Origin of the sequence: Desulfofundulus thermobenzoicus, assembly GCF_009428905.1 — a bacterium.
Taxonomy (GTDB): Bacteria; Bacillota; Desulfotomaculia; order Desulfotomaculales; family Desulfovirgulaceae; genus Desulfofundulus_A; species Desulfofundulus_A thermobenzoicus.
The window spans coordinates 1-21,579 of sequence record NZ_WHYR01000008.1; the positions used below are offsets into that span (position 1 = coordinate 1).

25 protein-coding genes and 1 pseudogene are annotated in these 21,579 nt (G+C 57.7%); 4 read left to right on the plus strand and 22 right to left on the minus strand.

Annotated features, from left to right (window positions below; genetic code table 11):
- The 21 genes and pseudogenes from GFC01_RS04265 to GFC01_RS04360 form a co-directional block, all read right to left on the minus strand.
- Nucleotides 1-723, minus strand: a pseudogene (locus GFC01_RS04265) (stage II sporulation protein E); the annotation flags it as partial.
- Between the two features lie 63 nt (nt 724-786).
- Entirely contained in the window at nt 787-1,686 is a 900-nt protein-coding gene (locus GFC01_RS04270; protein WP_341473753.1) for a Ppx/GppA phosphatase family protein, read from the minus strand.
- Between the two features lie 82 nt (nt 1,687-1,768).
- Nucleotides 1,769-2,158, minus strand: coding sequence for a S1 RNA-binding domain-containing protein (locus GFC01_RS04275; RefSeq protein ID WP_152945407.1), 390 nt, complete (start codon nt 2,156-2,158; stop codon nt 1,769-1,771).
- Nucleotides 2,159-2,420: 262 nt separating this feature from the next.
- On the minus strand, nt 2,421-2,783 hold the full coding sequence (locus GFC01_RS04280; protein WP_243137231.1) for an FtsB family cell division protein: 363 nt from the start codon (nt 2,781-2,783) through the stop codon (nt 2,421-2,423).
- 387 nt (nt 2,784-3,170) lie between these two features.
- The gene (locus GFC01_RS04285) at nt 3,171-3,407 is read right to left on the minus strand and encodes a sigma factor-like helix-turn-helix DNA-binding protein (protein ID WP_152945408.1); all 237 of its coding nucleotides are present in this window, start codon (nt 3,405-3,407) and stop codon (nt 3,171-3,173) included.
- A gap of 504 nt (nt 3,408-3,911) precedes the next feature.
- Nucleotides 3,912-4,601: a class I SAM-dependent methyltransferase gene (locus GFC01_RS04290; protein ID WP_152945409.1), complete on the minus strand. Its 690-nt coding sequence runs from the start codon at nt 4,599-4,601 to the stop codon at nt 3,912-3,914.
- A 54-nt stretch (nt 4,602-4,655) separates the two neighbouring features.
- On the minus strand, nt 4,656-5,225 hold the full coding sequence (locus GFC01_RS04295; protein WP_152945410.1) for a Uma2 family endonuclease: 570 nt from the start codon (nt 5,223-5,225) through the stop codon (nt 4,656-4,658).
- A 413-nt stretch (nt 5,226-5,638) separates the two neighbouring features.
- Nucleotides 5,639-5,866, minus strand: coding sequence for a hypothetical protein (locus GFC01_RS04300; protein WP_152945411.1), 228 nt, complete (start codon nt 5,864-5,866; stop codon nt 5,639-5,641).
- A 144-nt stretch (nt 5,867-6,010) separates the two neighbouring features.
- Entirely contained in the window at nt 6,011-6,151 is a 141-nt protein-coding gene (locus GFC01_RS04305) for a hypothetical protein (RefSeq protein WP_152945412.1), read from the minus strand.
- A 19-nt stretch (nt 6,152-6,170) separates the two neighbouring features.
- A complete protein-coding gene (yabQ, locus tag GFC01_RS04310) occupies nt 6,171-6,725 on the minus strand; it encodes a spore cortex biosynthesis protein YabQ (protein ID WP_194174813.1) in 555 nt (184 codons plus the stop codon).
- Between the two features lie 232 nt (nt 6,726-6,957).
- Nucleotides 6,958-7,230 carry a sporulation protein YabP gene (gene yabP, locus GFC01_RS04315; RefSeq protein ID WP_341473748.1) on the minus strand — a complete coding sequence of 91 codons (273 nt, stop codon included), beginning with the start codon at nt 7,228-7,230 and terminating at the stop codon, nt 6,958-6,960.
- Nucleotides 7,231-7,453: 223 nt separating this feature from the next.
- Nucleotides 7,454-8,398 carry a SpoIID/LytB domain-containing protein gene (locus tag GFC01_RS04320; protein WP_152945414.1) on the minus strand — a complete coding sequence of 315 codons (945 nt, stop codon included), beginning with the start codon at nt 8,396-8,398 and terminating at the stop codon, nt 7,454-7,456.
- A gap of 331 nt (nt 8,399-8,729) precedes the next feature.
- Entirely contained in the window at nt 8,730-9,011 is a 282-nt protein-coding gene (locus GFC01_RS04325; RefSeq protein WP_152945415.1) for a hypothetical protein, read from the minus strand.
- A gap of 188 nt (nt 9,012-9,199) precedes the next feature.
- Entirely contained in the window at nt 9,200-9,472 is a 273-nt protein-coding gene (locus tag GFC01_RS04330) for an RNA-binding S4 domain-containing protein (protein ID WP_152945481.1), read from the minus strand.
- Nucleotides 9,473-9,505: 33 nt separating this feature from the next.
- Complete coding sequence (locus tag GFC01_RS04335) at nt 9,506-9,781, minus strand: HU family DNA-binding protein (protein WP_152945416.1); 276 nt, start codon at nt 9,779-9,781, stop codon at nt 9,506-9,508.
- Between the two features lie 79 nt (nt 9,782-9,860).
- Nucleotides 9,861-11,348 carry a bifunctional methyltransferase/pyrophosphohydrolase YabN gene (gene yabN, locus GFC01_RS04340; RefSeq protein ID WP_152945417.1) on the minus strand — a complete coding sequence of 496 codons (1,488 nt, stop codon included), beginning with the start codon at nt 11,346-11,348 and terminating at the stop codon, nt 9,861-9,863.
- Nucleotides 11,349-11,571: 223 nt separating this feature from the next.
- A complete protein-coding gene (gene spoVT, locus GFC01_RS04345; protein ID WP_152945418.1) occupies nt 11,572-12,132 on the minus strand; it encodes a stage V sporulation protein T in 561 nt (186 codons plus the stop codon).
- 144 nt (nt 12,133-12,276) lie between these two features.
- Nucleotides 12,277-13,266 carry a peptidylprolyl isomerase gene (locus tag GFC01_RS04350; RefSeq protein WP_194174814.1) on the minus strand — a complete coding sequence of 330 codons (990 nt, stop codon included), beginning with the start codon at nt 13,264-13,266 and terminating at the stop codon, nt 12,277-12,279.
- Nucleotides 13,267-13,357: 91 nt separating this feature from the next.
- Complete coding sequence (locus GFC01_RS19690) at nt 13,358-13,486, minus strand: hypothetical protein (protein WP_279233428.1); 129 nt, start codon at nt 13,484-13,486, stop codon at nt 13,358-13,360.
- 15 nt (nt 13,487-13,501) lie between these two features.
- On the minus strand, nt 13,502-14,578 hold the full coding sequence (locus GFC01_RS04355) for a YeiH family protein (RefSeq protein WP_152945482.1): 1,077 nt from the start codon (nt 14,576-14,578) through the stop codon (nt 13,502-13,504).
- Nucleotides 14,579-14,922: 344 nt separating this feature from the next.
- Complete coding sequence (locus tag GFC01_RS04360; protein WP_152945420.1) at nt 14,923-16,308, minus strand: YeiH family protein; 1,386 nt, start codon at nt 16,306-16,308, stop codon at nt 14,923-14,925.
- A gap of 466 nt (nt 16,309-16,774) precedes the next feature.
- On the opposite strand from GFC01_RS04360, the gene GFC01_RS04365 reads away from it, so the two are divergent.
- From GFC01_RS04365 to GFC01_RS04380, 4 genes are read left to right on the plus strand one after another with little or no spacing between them, the layout of a single operon-like run.
- Entirely contained in the window at nt 16,775-18,367 is a 1,593-nt protein-coding gene (locus GFC01_RS04365; protein WP_152945421.1) for a sensor histidine kinase, read from the plus strand.
- The gene (locus tag GFC01_RS04370) at nt 18,364-18,978 is read left to right on the plus strand and encodes a response regulator transcription factor (protein WP_152945422.1); all 615 of its coding nucleotides are present in this window, start codon (nt 18,364-18,366) and stop codon (nt 18,976-18,978) included. Before GFC01_RS04365 ends, GFC01_RS04370 begins: the two co-directional genes overlap by 4 nt.
- Nucleotides 18,979-18,994: 16 nt before the next feature.
- Complete coding sequence (locus GFC01_RS04375; protein ID WP_194174815.1) at nt 18,995-20,470, plus strand: PAS domain-containing protein; 1,476 nt, start codon at nt 18,995-18,997, stop codon at nt 20,468-20,470.
- Nucleotides 20,457-20,762 (plus strand): hypothetical protein, encoded by a 306-nt coding sequence (locus tag GFC01_RS04380; RefSeq protein ID WP_152945424.1) that lies wholly within the window; start codon nt 20,457-20,459, stop codon nt 20,760-20,762. Before GFC01_RS04375 ends, GFC01_RS04380 begins: the two co-directional genes overlap by 14 nt.
- Here GFC01_RS04380 and GFC01_RS04385 read toward each other — a convergent pair.
- The gene (locus tag GFC01_RS04385) at nt 20,755-21,537 is read right to left on the minus strand and encodes an energy-coupling factor transporter transmembrane component T family protein (protein ID WP_152945425.1); all 783 of its coding nucleotides are present in this window, start codon (nt 21,535-21,537) and stop codon (nt 20,755-20,757) included. The two genes, GFC01_RS04380 and GFC01_RS04385, sit on opposite strands and share 8 nt — an antisense overlap.
- Nucleotides 21,538-21,579 lie beyond the last annotated feature (42 nt).

Below are 21,579 nucleotides of genomic sequence, written 5' to 3' on the forward strand. Positions count from 1 at the left end.
ACCCAGCCCCACACCCCCCAGAAGGGCCGCCACCAGAATGATCAACCGGCTGAGCACACCCTTCAGGGAAACCAGGGACACCTGCAGATCACCCGTGCCGCCCACCACCACGGCCAGCAGGGCCAGCAGGGCAAAGATCTCTTCCCCGGTCAAGGTGGACAGGCCGTTGAGCTTGTGCACGGAGGGGAGGGCAATGAGAAAAACCACGGTCAGCAGGGCCGCAAAGAGGGCTTCAAAAAGGATGGCGATATACTGGTAGGTGGAAGGTTCACCAACGGCCGCCAGGCCGGTTTTCACCACCAGGGTCAGGGAAAAAACCAGGGCGGGCACCACCAGCCGCGGCCGTTTCAAAGAACCGGGCAGGGCCAGGGTACACAACCAGGTAAGGGCAACGGTGACCATGGCGCCCCCCAGGGACCAGCCCCGGACCACCGTGATCAGGCCGGCGCAGGCACCAACCACCGACGCCGGCTCCGCCCCCGGAAAGGTGCGGGCGGCCGCCGCCACAAAGGCGGCCGCCCCGGGAACCATTTCGCCCAGCAATAATGCCCGGCCCAGAAAAAAACCGGCCAGACACAGGAGAAAGGCCTGCCGGGTGAGGGCCAGTCCCGGAGGGGACCAGGGCCAACCCCGGCCTTTCTTTTTCTTCCGTTTTTTGCTGTCGCCTCCCCGTACTGTCCTTTGATAGGGATATACGTCAATTCTTTCAGATTTACCGGACACAACCGCCACCCCTTGTTTTTCCCTAAGGAACATTATAGTACAGGTGGCGGGCAATAAATGTCATTATTGGAAACTAGATACAATTTTTCTTTCGACAGATCGCGCCGCTTCCAGGGCCAGACCATACATAATGTCGGCCTCGCTAACCTGCAGGAAGGGAAGGCCCAGTTCCAGCAGCACCAAACGGGCAATGCGCACCCCGGCCGTTATAACGTCCGCCCGTTCGGGCTGCAGTCCGGGCAAACGCCGTCGTTCCTCCAGAGTGGTGTGGCGCAGGAGGGTCAGGATCTCTTCCACCCGTGGGGCAGTGAGGATATAACCGTGCACCCGGTGGGGATCGTATACCCTTAGCTTCTGGGCCATGGCCGCCATGGTGGTCACCGTACCACCCACTCCCACCAGCTTTTGCGGGTGGGCACGGGCCACTGCCAAAAGGACGGGCTCCAGCAGGCGGCTGATTTCCCCGTCGTCATGGCCGCCCTCGGTCATGCGCACCGCACCTGCCCGGACACTGCGGGCCGTGATGTTCCCGTCCCGGGACCAGATAAACTCCGTGCTGCCGCCGCCAATATCCATTACCACCATGTTCTGCAAGTCGTCGTCCAGTCCCTGCCGCACCCCCCGGTAGCTCAACCGGGCTTCCTCTTCACCGGAAAGGACACGGACAGCAAGACCCATTTCCCCGGCCCGCGCCAGGAACTCTTCCCGGTTGGCCGCGTCCCGCACGGCACTGGTGGCGGCGGCCAAAATCCCTTCCGTTTTGAATGAACGGATTTGTTTCAGGTAATCCTTCAACGTACGCAAAGTGCGGTCCATGGCCCGGGGCAAAAGACGACCGCCGCCGATGCCCTCCCCCAAACGGGTGGTCACCAGGCCGGTATGCAGCCTTTTCACCACCCGTTCCCCCTGGACTTCCGCCACCAGCAGGCGGGTGGAGTTGGTGCCGATATCAATTACCGCCACGCGCAAGGCAAAACCTCCCCCGACCAGTAAAAAGGCACCCCCCCCCACGGGAATGCCCTGACTGATCTTTTCAATTCACCATCTACACCAGCCGCCGGCCGGAGCCGCGGCCACCGCGCTTGGCATCCATATGCCGGCGCAGGGACTGCTGGCGCTCTTCACTTTCTTTTAAAAAGCGGCTCAGTTTTTCCTCGAAGGAGGATTCATTACGCTTTCGCCGGAACCCCTGGTCCTGGGACGGCCGGGCCTGCCTGATGGACAGACCAATTTTTCCCCTTTGATCCACCGAGATTACCTTTACCGTCACTTTTTCCTGCGGTTTTAGAAAATCATTGATGTCCCTGACATAAACCTCGGCAATTTCGGAAATGTGCACCAGACCGGTTTCACCACCGGGAAGCTGGACAAAGGCTCCGAAATTGGTAATGCCCGTAACAACGCCCTGTAAAACGCTTCCCACCTCTACCGGCATAACTTAAGGTTAATCCTCCCCCGATTGTATAAAACTTTGATTAATTATATGCAGAAAAACAAAAAGGTGTCAAGACACCTTTTGTTCTCACCCAGCCATCATTTTTTACTCATTTTTGCTTATATCATGGGTAGTTATTAATCCCCACAGACAGATAACCTGAACGAGAATGATTACCGCCGGGATAGCGGCTAGTGGTTATTTATCCCCAAACAGACAGATAACCCGACGCGGGACATGGTGAGTACCGGCACCCCGCTTTTTACTGCTGCGGCTTTACCGGCACCACCCGCGATTCTCCCGGCTTCACCAGGCCCAGCCGCTGCCGGGCCACCTGCTCGATATAGCTGTCCGATTGTACCTGCTTCAACTGATCCCGCAATTCCGTGTTCCGCTTCTGCAGTTCTCCCAGCTGAACCTGCAGCTGACCCAGGTCCCGCTGCATGGCCTCCAGACGATGGTACTGGGCCACAAAGGAAAGGGCCAGGTAAACAAACAGCAATACCACGACCAGGACCGGCAGGCGTTTCCGGTTGAAACGCAGGCGGCGGCGCGTCACGGCGGACCGGGATGGCAGCGGGTACACCCCGGCCTTTTGATGGGCGGAAGAGATCATTTGCTTCATCTACCCCCTCATCACCCGGCAATTGCCGGGTAATTATTCAATGACCCGGCCAGGGCAGCACATTGTCCACGCTCATTCCCCGGCTTCCCCTGGCTTCTCCGCTGACAGCACCCGTTTTTCTCCGTTATGGACGGCAACCTCAGTTCGCCGGGTACTGTTGTTTCCGGCGCTTCGTCCGGTACGCAGCGGCATATAAGATCTCCGTAGTATCATGGTATCAGCAGGTAACCCGGCATCAGAAGCACAGGTAATTTGGGGTGAGTGCCGGGCTGTACCTTGTATTAATTACCGGCTTCACAGCACATTTACGAAACGACGGAGCAGGGCGGTATTCCGGTGTGTGCCGGGCGGCACCTGACAGGTGGTGGCGGTTTTACGCAAAAGTTATTACTTTTCCTGCTCCTCCTCATCATCCGGACCGAAAAGGTTCAGGGCATCGCCGGGCAGGACAATGACCACCTGGTACCCCTTGTTCCGGGCGCGGTTGAACAGGGTGGCCACCGTACTGGCCGAAAGGCCCAGGCGACGGGCCACCCGCTCGTTGGAATAACCCATCTCCTTCAGCGCCACCACCTGGCGTTCCCGTAAGCTTAACTTTTCCACGCCGCGGATCTCTATCTGCATACCCCAGGCTCCCGGGAAAAAACTCGCCGGCCGTCAGCCGCCGGTAAGCTGGATGGTCGGAGTTCGCTGACGTGCACGCCGGCTTAAACCAGCTTTATCGCATTATAATAATTAGCGGTGGGACATATGTTTGCATGAGAAGCTCCCTGCATACAGCCACCGGACCGGCTGCTTATAAGAATTTCCGCGCCCCGCTCCCGGCCCTTATTCCCACCCTTATCCACAGGTTGTCCACACTTTGTGGACAATTTTATTACGCTATTTCTACATGCCCCCCTGCAATTCCTGCCTGAAAATAAAAAGCGGGGATTACTTTATTACAGGATTATGACGGGCAAAATTACTGCGGGCAAAAAAAAATACACCCGCATACGGCAGGTGATCAGTGAGCCGCTATGGAACCAGGGGGACGGTTCTTCCGGTCAACCTCCGCCCCATTTTCCCCCACAGCCCTGCAGAAAACCACGGCGCCGTCCGGGGCCCGGTTCCGGCACCTCCTCCACTTTACTTGATCGACACGGCGCAGATAAACCCGCCGTCGGAGCGGCCGGCATTGACGGCGGCGGCTTCCAGCTCCCGCGCCGCCTGCTCCTGCCGGTAGTCAAAGTCCGGCGGGGTGAACAGCACCGCACGGGCCCGCACCGAACGGCCCGGCATGGCGCAGCGCAACTCATCCAGAGTATACAGCCGGGCCCGGTTGAAAACGCTGCCGGGGTCCCGGCGGGCCTTTTCTGCGTAAAAGCGGCCCCAGCTGCTGTCCCTGCCAATCACCCCCACTACCAGCCTGCCGCACGGCTTCAGGACCCGGTAGACTTCCCGCAGGGCCGCGCCCGGGTCCGGCATAAATTCCAGGGCGGACACGGAAATAACGCCGTCGAAGCTGTTGTCCCGGAAGGGCAGTTGCCCGGCATCCCCCAGGACAAATTCCACCGGCAATCCCTCCACCTGTGCTCTGGCGGCCGCCTTCGCCAGCATTCCCGGTGAAATGTCGAGCCCCGTTACTTTCAGCCCCCGCCGGGCCAGCTCCAGGGAGTAGTTGCCCGTGCCGCAGCCTATGTCCAGCACGCTCATTCCGGGCCGCGGCTCCAGGTAGGCCAGTACGGCCTCCTTTTCCACCCGATCCACGAAACGACCGGCGGCAGTTTGGTACCACGCGTCGTAACTGTCGGACTTGTCGTCAAAAAGTTGTTTCATTGCATCATCACCAGTTTCATCTGCCATTGCCGGAATTGATGATGGCCCGGGCTTCTAAAGGTCTGGCCCCAGCAAATCTTTCACGGCCACCACCGCGTCGGGGAAGGCAGCGGGCGCCAGGCAGTCGCCGCGCCACAGTTGCCGCATCTCCGCATAACCCCCGCCCCCCGGGTTCCGATAAACCTCCACGCAACCTTTGGCCAGGTCCACCAGCCATACCTCCTCGATGCCTGTCCGGGCATAGAGCGGCACCTTAACCTCGCGGTCGTAGGAGGCGGAGCCCTCCACCACTTCCACCACCAGCAGCACATCCCGGGGTTCCGGGTGGGACGCAGCGTAAAAGTCGATGCGGGGTTTCAGGAGCGCCACGTCGGGCTGCGGTTCACTGTGCTTGCCCAACCGCACGGGGTTCTGGACCCGGACCTGTACCCGATCCCCCAGCGCGCGAAAAAATATCCGAACCAACCGGTCAACATACCCCGCGTGCCGGCTTCCTATGGGCGTCATCTCAACGATCTCCCCTTCTATAAGCTCTACCCGGTCGTTTTCCGAAAAAATGCCGGCCTCGCCCATGCGGTGGTAGTCCTCCACCGTAAAGCGGCGCCTCACCAGCGGTACGGACATAACGTGCCCCCCCTGCCTTGGTAATTTGCCCTCAGTATAACACCGGCCGGGGCGACGGTCAACCGCACCCCGGCCTTTTACAGGACTCCGTCAAAGTACAGGAAGAAACGAGCCTGCATGAATTCATCAATTGTTTTCGCTTTCACCGCCCTGCGGTGCAGCATTTTTAATGTATCAATGTGGCGGGCTTAGCGGTTAAAGAGGGGGACGAACTCCTGCTCGCAGTCCGGCCGGGCGGCAAGGCGACCATGATCCGCAAGCCCCGGAGTTTTGCGGTAGCCATGGCCGGCCTGTACGGCCATTTATGGAAGGGAATAGACTCGCTTATTTACCAGAAGACGGGCAAAACTGTTTCAAGTATAGGCTTCTCATTAGCCATCAAAGCTATGATAATATTTGTATCCAGTAACAATTTACCACTCATTTAGATCGACCTTTTCGCAATCAATTTCTATAACTCGCCGCATTATTTCTACATCACCAGGGGCAATAGCCCCGGCAAAACGCAGCAGCTTCTTACCCGGCACACCTTTCGGCCCGGATGCAGCCAGTTTTCGCACAAAATTCAATACACGGCGCTGATCCTCGTACGGCAAGCTACTAAGGTGCTTGATAACCTCGTCTTTTAATGATGGTTTCATCATTATCACTCCAGGCAAAACTGTTTCAAGTATATTATAGCAAAAGAGAACATGCATGTATATAACATGATGCAGAAGTTTCTACCATAATTAAAGACCCCCGCTGCCGTAGAGGCAACGGGGGTCTTCACTACTGTTTGCTTTTTACAGCCTGCCGGTGGTGGTCAGGAAGCGCTTGACCATGACCACCGCCCCGGCCCTGGTGACATTTGCTCCGGTGACGCACTGGTGGGCCGGGCGTCCGCCGACAATGCCTTCCCTGACGGCCACGGCCATGGACTGCACAAAAGAAAAACACCCGCCTCTACTCCGGCGGGGGTTTCCCGCGGTGGAACAGACTACGCCAGCGGGCGCGCAGGTTCCCGGAAAGGCGCCGTGCCGGTGGGCCGGCAATGCGCCTCCCCGCCCGGCCGATCCGGCGTCCGGCCAGGCCAAAGCCCCTTCCGGCCTGTACCACGGGCCAGGCTGTCACGAAAACAAGCACTTTAAAGGGGAAGGTGACCACCCGCCACAAAAGGGCCGCCCCGGCGGCCACCAGCCGGGCCAGGCGAGCAAGCAGGTAAATGCACCGGTAAATCAGCCGGCGGGCCGGGCCGCTGAACAGTGTGAGGTATATGGCCGCGCCCAGGGCCAGTCCCAGCAAAACATAAAAACGCACCTCGCCGTAATTGATGACCAGCAAAGCGGCAAAGGTGGCCACCAGCAGAAACACCCAGATAAGAAAATCCCCCAGATAGGTGCCCCACCGGCGGGGACGGACCATTTCCCGGAAGACCCGGTACAAATCATAGGCAAAACCGGACATTAAGCCAATGAGCAGGGTAAACAGGAAGGAATTCAACTGTTCCGCCAGGGTCACAGGAGCCACCCCCGGACCGTGAGTAATAATGTTCAGGTATGTTGCAGCGGGTTAATGGACCACTGCCCAAAAAACTATTCCCGCAAGGGACAGGTGCTTTACAGAACGGCACGTCTTAACCCAGCCCTTCCGACGAAGGAGCATGTCCCGCAAAATTCACATTAAGCACCGTCCCCGCTGTTCCCCGGACACGCCATTATAATAAGTTAATAAGTTAAGTGCCTGGCACCCATTATTTCAGTAACCTTTTCATCAGACCGGTCCCTTTGCCCCGCCCCCTGCCTTTGGCCTCGGTGAACCAGAAGCCGGTGAAACGGCCCTCGGCGCTCAGATTTCCCTTTTGCAGGTCCAGGTGGGTGATGTGCAGGCCCTCGCCCTTTAGCGTGAGAAAGCCCATGGCGGTGTCCAGGGTGATCTCCTTTTCGTCGAAGCTTTCCACCCGCCGCACCCCTTCCAGCACCAGGTGCTTGCGGTCAACCAGTTCCAGCTTTTGATTCGCTTCCACGGGTCCCACCCCCACGGACTTTTGCTCATTTTCATATCTATGCAAACCACCCTGCTTTATGCCCCTAAAATAAAGTAGCGTGCCCGGGACGTTACCATGATCAAGTTTTCGGCAGGTTAAGATAATATACAGGCGGCAGGTGCCGGTTTGTATGTTATGCCGGGGGGGCGGACCCCTTCCGCTTCTTTACCATAAACAAAAAAGGGCGGCTGCCGCCACCCTTTTACTGCCACAGCTTCCTTATTTCGATGTCCTTGAAGTAGAAGCGGACGATGTCCTCCGGAGAACGTCCCTGCTGGGCCAGCAATCTGGCTCCCCACTGGCACATGCCCACACCGTGTCCAAAGCCCTTTCCGGTGAGCACCAGGGAGTCACCCTGCACCGTGGCGCCGGTCAACAGCATGGAGCGCACCACGTCGCTGCCCAGAGCCAGGCGGAGGGCCGGACCGCCCACGGTCACCTTTCCGACCTGCAGTTCCTCGGCCCGGCCCGAGGGGCCGCGGCGCACAATCCGCACCGATGTCACTGGCCCCGGATCCTGTCCGGTGATCTTTTGCACTGCCGCCCGGACCTGATCCAGTGGGATGCGCTTCTCCCAGTGCCGGTTCTCCGGCGTGGTGATGGACAGGCAGTTGTCCCGTACGCCTGCCTTCACATAGGGCGTGGGGGTTTTGGTATAGGCCAGCCCCTCGGCCGCAGAGGCGGACACACCCCCGTCACAGGCATTGAACCAGGCCTTGATATAATCTCCCCCGTGCATGGCCACCTCACCCCGGGTGAGGTCCACCGCGCGGCGCACGTTATCATTAATGCGCGAAGGATTGTAGGCCTGAAACTCCTCCACACTGGTCGAAGCGTCGGTGCCGTGGAGCTGCTTTACCCGCCCGGCCTTTATATTCTCCATGGTAAAGGTGCGGGCTAAAATGGCCTGGGCTGCCAGGGCATTGACCGGCCAGGTGGGTTCCATTTCCGCCGCCACCACCCCGGCCACATATTCCTCCAGCTTGATATTCTTCTTCTCACCTGTTTCATTAATATACAGGCTGATGGTGGGTTCGCCGCCGGGAGCGGGGGGTGCCGGTTTTCTGGGGGCGGCCCTGATGCAGCCGGTGGCCATAAGACCGATTAAAGTAACCATGAGCACTGCCCGGATGAACGTTGTTTTCAATATTCTTCCCCCTTTTGTGGCCGCATGCCAAAAATTTGGGCACATACTGGCTGCCCCTTTTATTGTTGCCCGGTCGGGGGAAAATATGCCCGCGCTGGGCAGTGCCTGTCCATTCCTCCTCCGGTCTTTATTCCGTACGGCCGGCCGGGTACGGTTTTATGAAACAAATGGTTTTCCCGGCTCCGTGATAACCCCGGTGGCCTTTTTTTTCACCGCGTAATTTACGGCCTTCCTGCGGCCAAAGCGTTTTTTCGGACCAGGCGTCCTCACCTGCAGCGGCAATCACCCGGCCATCACCCGGAAAACCTCTTCCTGCCGGCCAGTTAACCGATCAAGGACCCCTCACCTCCGGCAGTCCCCCCGTTGGCTCCCCGCCGGTGGGCGCCCGGCTGAAACCACGGGTACCCAGGATCATCACCCCGCCGAACAGGGGCAGGTACTTTTGCAGCAGTCCCTTCAGGAAGGCCAGCACCCCGGGGGCACCGGCCACCAGATCGGTAAGCAGGTGGGCCCGGTTTTCCGCCAGCAGCCCCCCTACAAAAGCTACCCCCACGGCCAGAAAAACAGCCTTTTTCCCGGTTTTCCGGGTTCCAGCCATTGTGGTGGCACGCATATCCAACACCTCCTCTGGTGTTTGCTGTTAATATTACCATATTAAAGCACATACAGTCGAAGGCCATTTTCGCCCTTTAGAGACGATTACGCCAACATAACTCCTGTTACCTGTCTCGCTTACCCGTTTTTGCCACAGTTTTCCTGTATATGGAATATAAAAATCGAGGCTTATAGAAGCAGCCTCGATTAATATACCTCCGGTTCCCTGATTATTTTTTCTTCCACTATCCTGTACAGCCCCGCGGCCTGCCGGGCCGGCACATTTTCAGACACCGCCACTATTTCCACTTTCAGCCACCGGCCGCCCAGGTCGATGGTCACCATATCGCCTGGCTTTATGACTGTCCCGGCCCTGGCCACCCGCCCGTTCACCGTGACCTGACCCCGGTCACATGCTTCTTTGGCCAGGGTTCGCCGTTTGATCAGTCTGGAGACCTTTAAAAACTTGTCCAGGCGCATGTCCATTAAAAAAGCCTTTGACGGTGAGACAACTTATGGAGAAACGGCATCCCGCAGGGCCTTGCCGGCTTTGAAAACGGGTACCCGGGCAGCGGCAATGTCGATCTCTTCACCGGTTTGCGGGTTGCGTCCTTTGCGGGCGGCCCGCTCGCGGATTTCAAAGGTACCGAACCCCACCAGCTGGACCTTGTCCCCCCGGGACAGGGCTTCCTCAATGCTGGCCAGTACGGCGCTTACCGCCTTTTCCGCATCCTTTTTGGTCAAATCCGTTTTTTCAGCCACCTGTGCAATAAGCTCTGCTTTGTTCATAAATACCCCCCTCAGTAAATTTAGACATGGTCTGCCTTATAATTCGCTAAATCTCGCAGGTTTCCTCCCGCCAAGAAAATTATTCCTCCTTTTTTTCCTGACTTTCTGCCTTCTTGGCCTCCTCCCACCAGGCATCCAGTTGCTCCAGGGGGAAACCGGCCGGATCCCGGCCCCTTTCCTGCGCCCTTTTTTCTATGTAGGCAAACCGGCGCCGGAAGCGGTTGATGGTGTCCGTCAGGGCCACTTCCGCCTCCACCCCCGCCAGCCGGGCCAGATTGACTGTTGCAAAAAGCAGGTCCCCCACTTCCCTTTCCACGGCCTTCCGGGAACCGGTGGAGAGTGCCCGGCGCACCTCATCCAGTTCTTCCCCCACTTTCTCCAAAGCCCCCCGGTAATCGGGCCAGTCGAAGCCCACCTGCGCCACCCGGGACTGCACGGCGCCGGCACGCATCAGCGCCGGCAAATGCCCGGGGATTCCGTCCAGGATGGATCCGGCGGCCGGGTGCCCCTTTTCCCGGGCTTTAATCCTCTCCCAGTTGGCCACCACCTCACTGCTGTCCTTTACCCGCACATCACCAAAAACATGGGGGTGACGCCGGAGCATCTTTTCGGTGATTCCCTGAATAACGTCATTAATCGTAAAGCTGGCCTTTTCCCTGGCCAATTGGGCGTGAAAGACTATCTGTAACAATAAGTCTCCCAATTCTTCACATAATTTATACGCATCTTCCTGATCAATGGCTTCCAGCACTTCGTAGGTTTCTTCCAGCAGGTAGGGGCGCAGGCTGCGGTGGGTCTGTTCCCGGTCCCAGGGACAGCCTCCTTCCCCCCTTAAGGTGGCCAGAACCTCCACCAGCGCATCCAGGGGATAACTGCACCTGCCGGTTCTTCCGGGACAGGGGGGCAGGTAAAGGCTGGTCAGGTGGTCCACCCAATCCAGCCGGTCCAGCCCGTACAGGGGATGCTTTTCAATGCGCTCCTGTCCGGGAACACCGGCGGCCCGCACCACCATCACCGGGTGATCCTCCGGGTAAAATTGCATCAGAGAAAGTTTTACATCGGAAGCCACCAGGCGGCTGTATACCTGGCAAATTACATTGCCAACCGCCGGAACCGGTTCCTGTTCGGCCAGGCGCAGCCCGTCCACCATATACAGGCCCGCGGCAGGGTCCAACCCCAGGGCGGCACACAAAACATCCAGAAAGCTCATGGCCGGCAGGACCTGCACTTCCAGGCCCCGTTCGGGGGCCCGGGCCAGAACCAGGGCCACCGCTTCTTCGGCCACCAGGGGATGACCGGGCACGGCAAAAACCAGGGGCTCCTGCAAAGCGGCGTCCATAAGCGTAAGGGCCATACGCCGGTAGATCTCCTGAAAGTCCGGTCCCTCCTCATAGAAGTGGTCAAAGGATTCAAAGGTGATACCCCGTTCTTTCAGCCAGGGAACCACCGGGTGGCGGGCGGTGCGCAGGAAAAGGGGCCGGTCGCCCTGCAGCACTTCCCACACGTTCAGCGGTATATGTCCGGGGTGCCCCGGGCCGAGACCGGCTATGATTATATCGGCCTTCATGGTAAACCCGAGTCCATGGGGACAGCAGCAGATACCATCACGGCAGGGGTTGCGGCCCTCCCTTAAAGGGGGAATGGCGGCCCGCCACCCGCTGCCCGGGGATTCACGGACCGGTATCCGCCAACGGGTTTTTCACCTCCACTAATGTTTTCGACAGGACCATTCTTTTGTTAACTACCGGAAAAAGAATGGAACAAAAAAAGTGGCCGGCAGGCCACCTTTTTTACTGCTCCATTTGCTTGGCCAGGAAGCCGGCGGCCGTTTCGGCCAGCTTTAACTCCAGTTCGCCCATCTTGATGTCCGGCTCTTTCGAAGCCAGGATAACCGCTCCGATGGGATCACCCTCGGCAATAATGGGCGCGATCACCTCCGCTGAATACCGGCAGTCACCGTCATCGGCCGTCAAGCACTCCTTGCAGTAGGGATCCTCGCCGGGGTTGTTGATGATCACCGCCTTGCGCTCTTCCATTACTTTTTCCACGGCAGCGCCGATGGGTTTGTTCATGTACTCCTTCTTCGGCGCCCCGGCAACGGCAATAATGGTATCCCGGTCGGCGATGCAGGCGATGTGGCCCAGGGCTTCGTAGAGAGAATCGGCATATTCTTTGGCAAAATCACCCAACTCGCCAATGGGCGAGTATTTTTTAAGGATAACCTCACCTTCCCTGTCTACGAAGATTTCCAGAGGGTCACCTTCACGAATCCTGAGCGTTCTCCTGATTTCCTTGGGAATTACGACTCTTCCTAGATCATCGATGCGGCGAACAATACCCGTTGCTTTCATGGAACACCCTTCCCTCCTTATAACGCAAAATCTTCGCGAATTAACTTTCACTGATAGTATATAACAGCGGGAAGGGACTTATTCATTTTTTTCCAATCAAGAGTAAAAATTTTCACCTCACGGGGAAAAAACCGGGGAAAGGGTTTATTTTGTCGGTGTAACCAGCTTATTGTCTATTTTTGCCTGCTGGCGCAGGCCGTCCAGATATTCCTGCATCTTCTTCTGCTGTGCCTGTTCGGTCAGCTTGTTGATTATTTCCTTCTCCACCTGTTCAAAGGGCTGCACATTTTCCGGTATAATTTTCTCCAGCTTGATGATATGGTAACCGTAGGTGGTTTTCACCGGCTCGGGAGTTATTTCGCCCGGTTTTAAATTTTTTACCGCCTGTTCAAACTCCGGCACAACCTCACCCGGCGCAAAGGTAAACAGGCCGCCCTTATCTTTTGTGCCCGTATCTTTGGATTTTTCCCTGGCCAGGGCGGCAAAATCAGCTCCCTCTTTAAGCCGGTTCAAAATGGACAGGGCTTCGGCCTTGGCTTCCACCTGGGATTTCTGTACGTCTTCCCCCGGCGGCAGGGTAATTAAAATGTGCCGCACCTGCCACCTCACGGGCTCGGTATACTGGTCCTTATGCTGATCGTAATACTGCCGGGCCTGCTCCCCCGTGGCCGGTTTGACGCCAGCCAGCACTTTCTCCTGCAACGCCCTGATGGCCAGGTTTTTTTCCATCAGGTCGTTCAACCTGGGTTCCGACAGGCCGTTGGCCGCCAGAAACTGCTTGAACTTCCCTTCATCATCCAATCCATACTGGGAGCGCAGGGACTTGATCTCTTCCGCCACTTTCTGCGGGGTCGGCTTTAACCCCTGCCGGGCCGCTTCCTGCAGCAGCAGTTCCTGGTTAATCAAATCTTCCAGGGCCTGCTGCCTCAGCATACCCAGCATTTGTTCCCCCTCTTTGCTGCTGAAGTCAACCCCCCTTTGCTCCAGCATCTTTTTGGCCGCATCCACCTGTTCGTCCAGCTGGCCCCTGGTTATCTGGGTGCCGTTCACCGTGGCCACCACCGCCGGCCCGCAGCCGGCCAGCAGGGCCAGGACGGTCACCAGAACAACCACCAATACCGCTACCCGTTTCATTCTCCAATCTCCCCTTCGCACAACAATAACCACATTATATACCGGAAAAAGCGAAACATCAACCATTATCCCTGTGCCCGGGTGACCGCCTTTAATAAAAGATTAACACAATAATCAGGATCAGCGCCGCCAGGGAAAGGGCCAGGTAATCCTCCAGCCTTTCCGTGGCAAAGGGGGAAAGCATATGTGCTTCGTCCTTTTTGAAATCCGGATGCATCACTGCCAATCACCTGCCTCAAGGTTGTTCCGGCACAAACAACAGCACCACCAGGAGGGCCACCAGCGCCTTGACCAGGGCGGCCACACTGCCCACCAGCAACGGCCTGCCCCCGGCCCGGCGCAGCTCCGCCAGGGGTATCTGCATGCCCTGGCCGGCCAGGCCCAGGGCAAAGAACCAGTTATACAGGTCCCGGATGATGTTCAGTTCCCGGGAAGGCGGGGAGGTGGGACCCAAAAGGCCGAAGGAGGTGAGGAAGACCATGGCCAGAAATCCCAGCACAAATACGGGGAACTTGCTCCACAGGCCGGTATTGATATTCACCTCGTCATCCTCCGGCGGGGCGGAGCGGCTGGCATAAAAAGCCAGAAAAAGCACCACAAAGGGCAGGAAGATCACCCGGGTCAGGTTGTAGATCTCCCCCGTCTTCAGGCTTTCCGAAGCGCTGGCCGCCGTACCGGGGTCAAAGGTCAGGCAGACCGCCAGCACCTGCCCGGAATTCAGTATGCCCGTTCCCGCCCAGACACCGAACTGGTGGGGGCTCAAGCCCGCCGCCGTACCCACCACCGGGAACAGGAACAGGCTGACCACGCCAAAGGATAATATGGTGGCGATGGAATAAACCACATCGGTGTTCCTGGCCCGCACCGCCGGGGCGGCGGCCACAATGGCCGAGACGCCGCAGATGGCCGTTCCGGCCGCCAGGGTGGCCGCCCCGGGTATGTCCATACCCACCCTTCTGCCCAGCCACAGGGTAAAGGACAGCATCATGATGATAAACACCAGTATGAGCAACACGGCCGTCCCGCCCAGCCGGGCCAGGTCCATGACGCTGTACAGCGAGCCCAGGAGAATGACGCCCAGCTTGATGAACAGGCGGGACGTGGCCACCCCCGGCGCCGCCCAGCGGGGTATACCCAGTACATTGCCCACCAGCATCCCCAGAATTATGGAAATGAGGATATAGTTCAGATGCAGAATATCGATTAAAATCCGTTTGGTTGCAGCACCGGCGGCAAAATAGGCCTCCAGGCCGGGCCACCAGGAAAGGCCCAGATCCGCTCCCCCCCGGGCCAGCACGGCAATAACCAGCATAAGCAAAATGCCGGGGAGAGTTTTGGCGAAAAGGAGAATTTTGCCCAAGGTACCGGCCCTCCCGGATCTTTATGGCAGCGAACTTAAAATTCATTATTAATTTTAGCAAAAAGCCGGCATAAAAAAAAGCCCGGCCCCAACAACTTCCGGGCCGGATACCGGGTATATTCGACTTTGTCCGGCTGTACCGGTTCTTTAGTGAACCGGCTCCGGCCAACCGCTGTCCACCCATGTTCACGCCGGCCTTTTCGATGGCCGCTTCGGGTAATTATATGGCACCCTGCTGATGACAACACAAAAAAAATTACCCCATGGGACCATTACCCCATGGGGCGTAAATTTCCCTAAATATTGGCCCAGTAGTGACCAAAGACCAGCACCGAAAGAATGTACCCCAGGGGTACGTTTATGGCCACGCCGATGGCGAAGGCCAGCAAGGGCTTCCAGCCGAAGCTGGTCAACTCCCGGAACCGGGTGGTGAAGCCGATGGAGAGGAAGGTAAAAACAAAAGTCCAGGTGCGCAGGTTCTTGATCGGACCGATAACCGCCGGGGTGAGCACCTTATTAAATTCCGCCGCAGAAAACTGCAGGGAAACCAGGGTGATGATCACGGAAGCCAGGAAAAAGCCGATGACGAACTTGGGGAAGCGCCACCATATTTCCATGGCGTTGACCCTTTCCCGCCGGTCGGTGGAGTTGCCCCGCTCCCACATGGTGCAGGCAATGATGGCCATGATTAAAGACCAAAGGCCCACCCAGATATCCCGACCCACCACCTTCAAGAGGGTGAAAGAACGGATGGCCGCTTCGTCGCCAATGGCCGCGGCGGCGGCAAAGCCGGCCGCGTCGGCAAACTCGGAGGTGCCGATCCAGGCACCGGCCACACCGGCGGGCAGTCCGATGATCTTCGAGACTATGGGTAGAACAAAGATCATAACCAGTGCCCAGATGACCACCATGGAAATGGCAATGGAAACATGCTCTTTTTTGGCTTTTACCGCGCCGCCCAGGGCTATGCTGGCCGAAACGCCGCAGATGGAACCGCCGGCGGCCAGGGTGGCGCCAAAGGGTTTTTCCAGACCGAACAGGCGGGTGGCCGCCAGATAGATGGTCACAAAGGTGCAGACGGCGATGATGGTGGCCTGCAAAAAGGCGATGGGACCGGCCTGGATAATCAGGGTAAAGGGCAGGGTGGCCCCCAGAAGCACAATGCCGGTTTTAACATAATACTCGGTGCGGAAGACCGTATCCAGCCATTTGGGCAACCGGAAAAGGTTGCTGACCACCAGGCCTAGCAGAAGGGCCAGGAGAGGTGGTTCAAAACCCAGATTCGCGACCGTCTTCTGCGAACCAACAATGAGAATGAGCAGGGAAAGGACAAACAGGATGGTGAATCCCACAATAAATTCCCTGGCGTTAAAGCCCATAATATTGCTGCTAATGGTGAACAGTACCACAAAAAATAGATAAAGACCGGCATACCAGCCCCATTTGGCAGCCAGGTGTTTGGATACGGCGCTAAAATCCGTATAGGACGGCGGCACTACCGATAAGGATTTGATAAAGGAACTACCTCCGTAAAAGAACAGCAGGGCAAGGAGTACCATGCCCAGGCCCATCCAGATGGCCCAGTAGTCTTCCTTTTTCCATAATTCGGACCAGCCGTGCTGTTCCGCAGCCGGTTTGGGCAGCCCCCTATCCATTCCGGTAGTTTGTGCATGTCCGTTCATTTTCTTATTCCTCCCTTAAAAAATGGTCGATAGAACGGGCAAGTTAATAATTACACATGACCTTATGCACCAGTGTTCACAATCTCCTGTATCACTACCCCTTAACCTTCTCCTGTCCTGCACCCCCCGGTTATCATTTTGATTAGTTAGACTTATCTTAGGACACCCTTCCCGTTTAATCAACTATTCCAGAGCAGGATGGCACCAATGTTCACTTTGAAGAAATCTTTTCTTCATAAAAGTGAACTTTTTGGTTCAACATGAGGACACTTTAGTGTCCGGACAATCTAATTTCTGGGAATAGATCCGCTTTTGAAACGCAACCGGAAGATTCCCGCAGGATTTATTCCTGTCGTGACGAATTTTCTTATTGGGGAAAATTAAGACCGGTTTAAAATAAGGATCAAAATTACAACCATTGTCAAAAATCTTACCGGGCGGGCGAAATAATTGGCAGGTGAAAACAATGGTTAACAACCGGACCGGGCTGCGGTGGGTCGCCTGGTTCATCCTGGTGCTGCTGCCGGTGCTGGTCCTGTTATATACCGGTTCCAGCCTGCCCCGGCACTGGAACGGGTTGCAGCTGGAGTTCCAGCGGGAGATTAAATATGACGAAGTATCCTCAGACCTTTACAATCTGACCGGCAGTGTGCAGGAATACCTCTTTTACGGGGACCAGCAGGCGTTAAACGACTTCCGCCACTACAGCACGGAAACTTTAAAAAGGGAACTGGAGCTTTACAACCTGGTGGAACAATCCAGAAAGCAGGATGTGGCGGAGCTGATGGCCCTGACCAGGGCCTACAATTCCTTTGTGGACCGGGAAGTAATACCGGGCCGGGAAAGCAACCGGGAGCTTTTACTGTGGCAGCACCGGGACCTCCATCGCCAGCTGCTCTACCGGGCCGGCTCCCTGACCGAAAGGGGCGGGCAGGAGAATAAAGCCCTCCTGGAACGTAACGGAGACCTTTTCCATAAGGCCGGCCTCCTTATGGTCTTCCTCTCCCTCCTTTCCCTGGGAGCCCTGTCCTGGGCCGGCATCTGGATCTGGCCCCGGGCGGCCTGGTATTTCAACCTGCAGGAGCTGATCGGGGACTCGGAAGAAGCCGTTGTTTTCGTGGACCGGAGGGAAAGGGTGCGTTTTCTAAACCGGGCGGCGGAGGAACTCTTCCACCTGCCCCGGGAAACGGTGGCCGGGAAAAGCCTGCAGGACATCCTGACTGTCTACCCCCACTGTCAGGGTGTGGTACAACCCCTGTACCAGGCCCTGGTAAAGGGAGAAAAAACGGTGGATTGCCGGTTGAGCTACAACCGGCGGGGAAGCCAGGTGCTGCTTACGGTGAACTGCGCCCCGGCCTATTTTTTTCACTGGCTGTCCGGCGCCGTGCTCACCGCCCGCCGGCTTCCCGGCCCAAGGGACGGCGGCATTTTGCTGGAAACCATTGAAAGGGAAAGGAAGCACCTGTCCATTGAAATCCACGACTGGATCGGCCGTTACCTCTCCAGCATCATCCACGGCCTGGATTACGCCCTGCGGGTGAACGGGAAACAGCTGCCGGAAGAGTTGCAGAAAAACCTGTGCCTGCTGCGCACCCAGTGCCAGAATGCGGCCATTGATATGAGAAGCATCATGAACGACCTCCACCCCTACCTGATCGAAAAAGTGGGGCTGATCCCGGCCCTGGAATCCTACAGCGCCAATTTTGAACGCATCCACGGCCGGAAGGTGTATATTTTCTACCGCCGGCGCTCCCTGCCGCTGGACCGGGAAAAGGAACTGTTCATCTACCGCATTGTCCAGGAGGCGCTCACCAATGTGGCCAGGCATTCACCGGCCACGGAGGTGGACATCCACTTTCACGAAAGGGAAGATACCCTGCAAATAGAAATTATGGATAACGGGGGTATGCAGGAAAAGGCCCCCACCCCGGGCAAGGGCCTGTGGGGCATGAAGGAAAGGGCCCGCTTTATGGGCGGGGACCTGTTTTACGGTTTTATGGAAGGCGGATTTTGCGTCACCCTGACCGTGCCGCTGACAGGGAAGGGGGAAGGGCAATGAAGAAAATCGGCATCATGCTGGTGGAGGATCATAATGTATTCCGCGAAGGTTTGAAAAGGCTCTTCGATATGGAAGAAAACATGCAGGTGGTGGCCGAAGCCGACTCCTGCGCCGCAGCCAGGCAGCACATGAGCGATGAGGTGGATATTGTTCTGCTGGACATCGGCCTGCCCGACGGGGACGGCCTGGAACTGTGCCGGTGCCTGACCCAATCCCACCCCCGGGTGAAATTTGTGGCCCTGACCACCTATGATGACGTCACCTTTATCCGCAAGGCCATGGAACGGGGTGTACAGGGATTTGTACCCAAATACGCCTTCTTTGACGAAATCCGGTCGGCCATTCATATGGTGCACAAGGGCGGCACCTATATCTATCCCGGACTGCAGGCGGAACTGTTGTTAAAACCGCACAGCCCCATGCTCACGGACCAGGAAACCAGCATATTGCAGCTCATCGCCCGGGGTGAGGACCAGAAGGAAGTGGCCGCCCGGCTTTACATCAGCCTGTCCACCCTGCGGCGCCGCATCCGGGGCATCTGCACCAAACTGGGAGTGGGCACCCTGGAGGAGGCCCTGGCCGCCGCCGCCCGCCGGGGGCTGATCCGGTAAAGTGAGGATGGATGGTATGAAAAAATCCATCACGGCAAACAGCGCCTGGCTGATGTTCATTATGCTCTTTTTCCTGAGCATTATTACCATGCTTTTCATTGTGGAATTCCGTTTTTTAAAAGATATCATGAACGATTACGAGGAAACCATCCGCCAGGTGGCCGTAAATAAAACCGGTCTCTTTCTAAATGACCTGCAGGGGGTGGGTGAGGGGGCCGCCCGGAAACTGGCCGGCCGGTCCGACCGGGAGGCCGCCCTGCAAGAGCTGCCCCTTTATGATCACCGCATCACCGGTGCATACATCCTGGATGCCGCCGGCCGGGTGGCGGCCCGGACGGACACTCCCCCGGCCGATCTGCTGCAAAGGCTCCCTTCTCCCCGGGGGAGCCGGGTGCTGGGAGTACATGCCGCCAGTGACGGCCGGATGGTGGTTACCGTAATCGTCCCCCTGGGCGAGGAGTGGCTGGCCGTGGACTTCGGCCTGGCCGATTTTCAGCAGGAACTGGCCCAGGAGTTTCTGGGGGATACCTGCAAGGTGGCCGTTTTTGATCCCCGGAAAACGGCCGTTGTTTGGCCCTTCAACCGGGAATCCCTGGATTCTTTCAGCGGCCGGGAGGAAAGGTTTTTCAGCGGCGAAAGGCAGTATGATGTGAGCACCACGACGGTGGGCGATCCCCCCTGGCAGATCTATTTCTTCCTGCGGTCAAACAATTTCGATACCTACCGCATCATTACCATCATGCTGCTGCTTTTTGCCCTTTACTGCTGTCTTTATCAATTTCTGGTGGAACTGTGGGGAGTGAACAGTGCCCGAACCTATTTTGAAAATATTGATTTCACCATTTTCAATCACGTCCACGATGGAGTGATTATTTCCAATACTGCCGGGCGGATCATTTTTGCCAACCGGGCCGCCCACGATATATTTTCCGCCAGGGGGCCGCTGAAAGACGCCCGGTTGAAGGAAATCCTGGGGCACATCGGTGACGGTTTAAACCAGCTGAATCATTACGGCACCCTCACCTTGAAAACGGCCGACCGCCTGCTGCAGGCCGTTCACTCACCCATTGTGAAGAAGGGCAAAGTGCTGGGGGCGCTGACGGTCATCGGTACCGGCGGCAGGGAGGAAGAAACCGGCGGTCTGGTCCTGTCCCGGCTGATGGAGGCCCTGTCCCAGGGGGTGGTCTATGTGGACCGCAATCACCGGGTGGTGAACGCCAACCTGATGGCCCGCTGCTACCTGGGCAACCTGGAGCCGGGCATGAGCATGGACGCCGTGGACCCCGAGCTGGCCGGCTTCATTTACCGGAACATGGGCGCCCGGTCCGTCAAAAGGGTGCACCTGAACTCCCGCCACCTGGACGGGGAGGTGATTTTCATCTACGACCACGAGGGAGTCCATGCCGGAACACTGGTACTGCTGGATGCTCCGGGAATAAAAAAGGGGACGGCCCCCCTTTCGACGGGAGGTGAGGAGGATGGTCAACCATAAGGTTACGGTGTTTCTAAAGCTCCATGAGGGGGTTTCCCTGCCGGGGGCCGTCCGGGCGGAAGATGTGCGCCGGCTGGGTGATGTGCTAAAGGAACGGCATGAGCGGGTGGCGGCCATGATGGATCTTTTACAGGCCGAAGGCTTTTCCTGCCGGGCACACCGGCAGGCGGTGATTCTGGAAGGCAGCCGGCTGGAGGCCTACCAGGTGAAGGAACTGCTGCAGAAACACGGCTTCCAGCCGGATGAATATGAGATAAAGCTGGAATATACGCGGCAGTGGGGGATTATGTAGGTAGCAGCCGGATCAGGACGGCAGCGGCCAGTAGAAGCAGCAGCAACCCCCAGACGGCGTAATCCACGCCCTTTACCCGGGGCTCCCGCAGGTAGGTGCGTGGGCCGCAGCCGTAGCCCCTGGTTTCCATGGCCATGGCCAGGTGCTCGGCCCGGCGCAGGGACAGGAGCACCAGGGGTACGGCCACCGGGGCGTAGGCCTTGATTTTCTGCAGTGGATTCGAACCCTCCACCCGGTAGCCCCGGGCCTGCTGGGCTTCCCGCACCTGATGGGCCTCGGCGAAAAAGGTGGGCACGAAGCGGATGGCCGTCATGAGCATGAAGGCATAGTCATAGGGCACCCGCAGTTTCTCCACCAGAACCAGGATGATTTCCCGGGTTTCCGTGGTAGCCAGGAAGACCAGGAAGCTCAACACGATGACCACCATGCGCAGGCCCATGGCCACACCCAGGAGCAGCCCCCCGTCGGTTACCGGCCAGGCCGGGATCCAGGGCAGAAAATAAAAGAGCACCCGGCCCTCTCCCACGGCCAGGGCCTGGATGAGTAAGAGCACCAGGGCAAAAATGAACAACCCCCGGCAGGCCGGCCGGAGCACCCCCAGCACCCCGCCCGCCGCGGCAAAGACCAGCACCAGGCCCAGCAGGGCCAGCAGGTACGGCACCTGGCTGAAGAGCATGGCCAGGGCAAAAACAGTCAACGCCCAGAACATTTTGGTCAGGGGATGCAGCCGGTGTAAAAGGGAAGCACCGGGAACATAGTCAACCAAACCTGGCATAACCTCACCTCCAGTGGACGGTTCTCCTGGTTGATTTGGCTG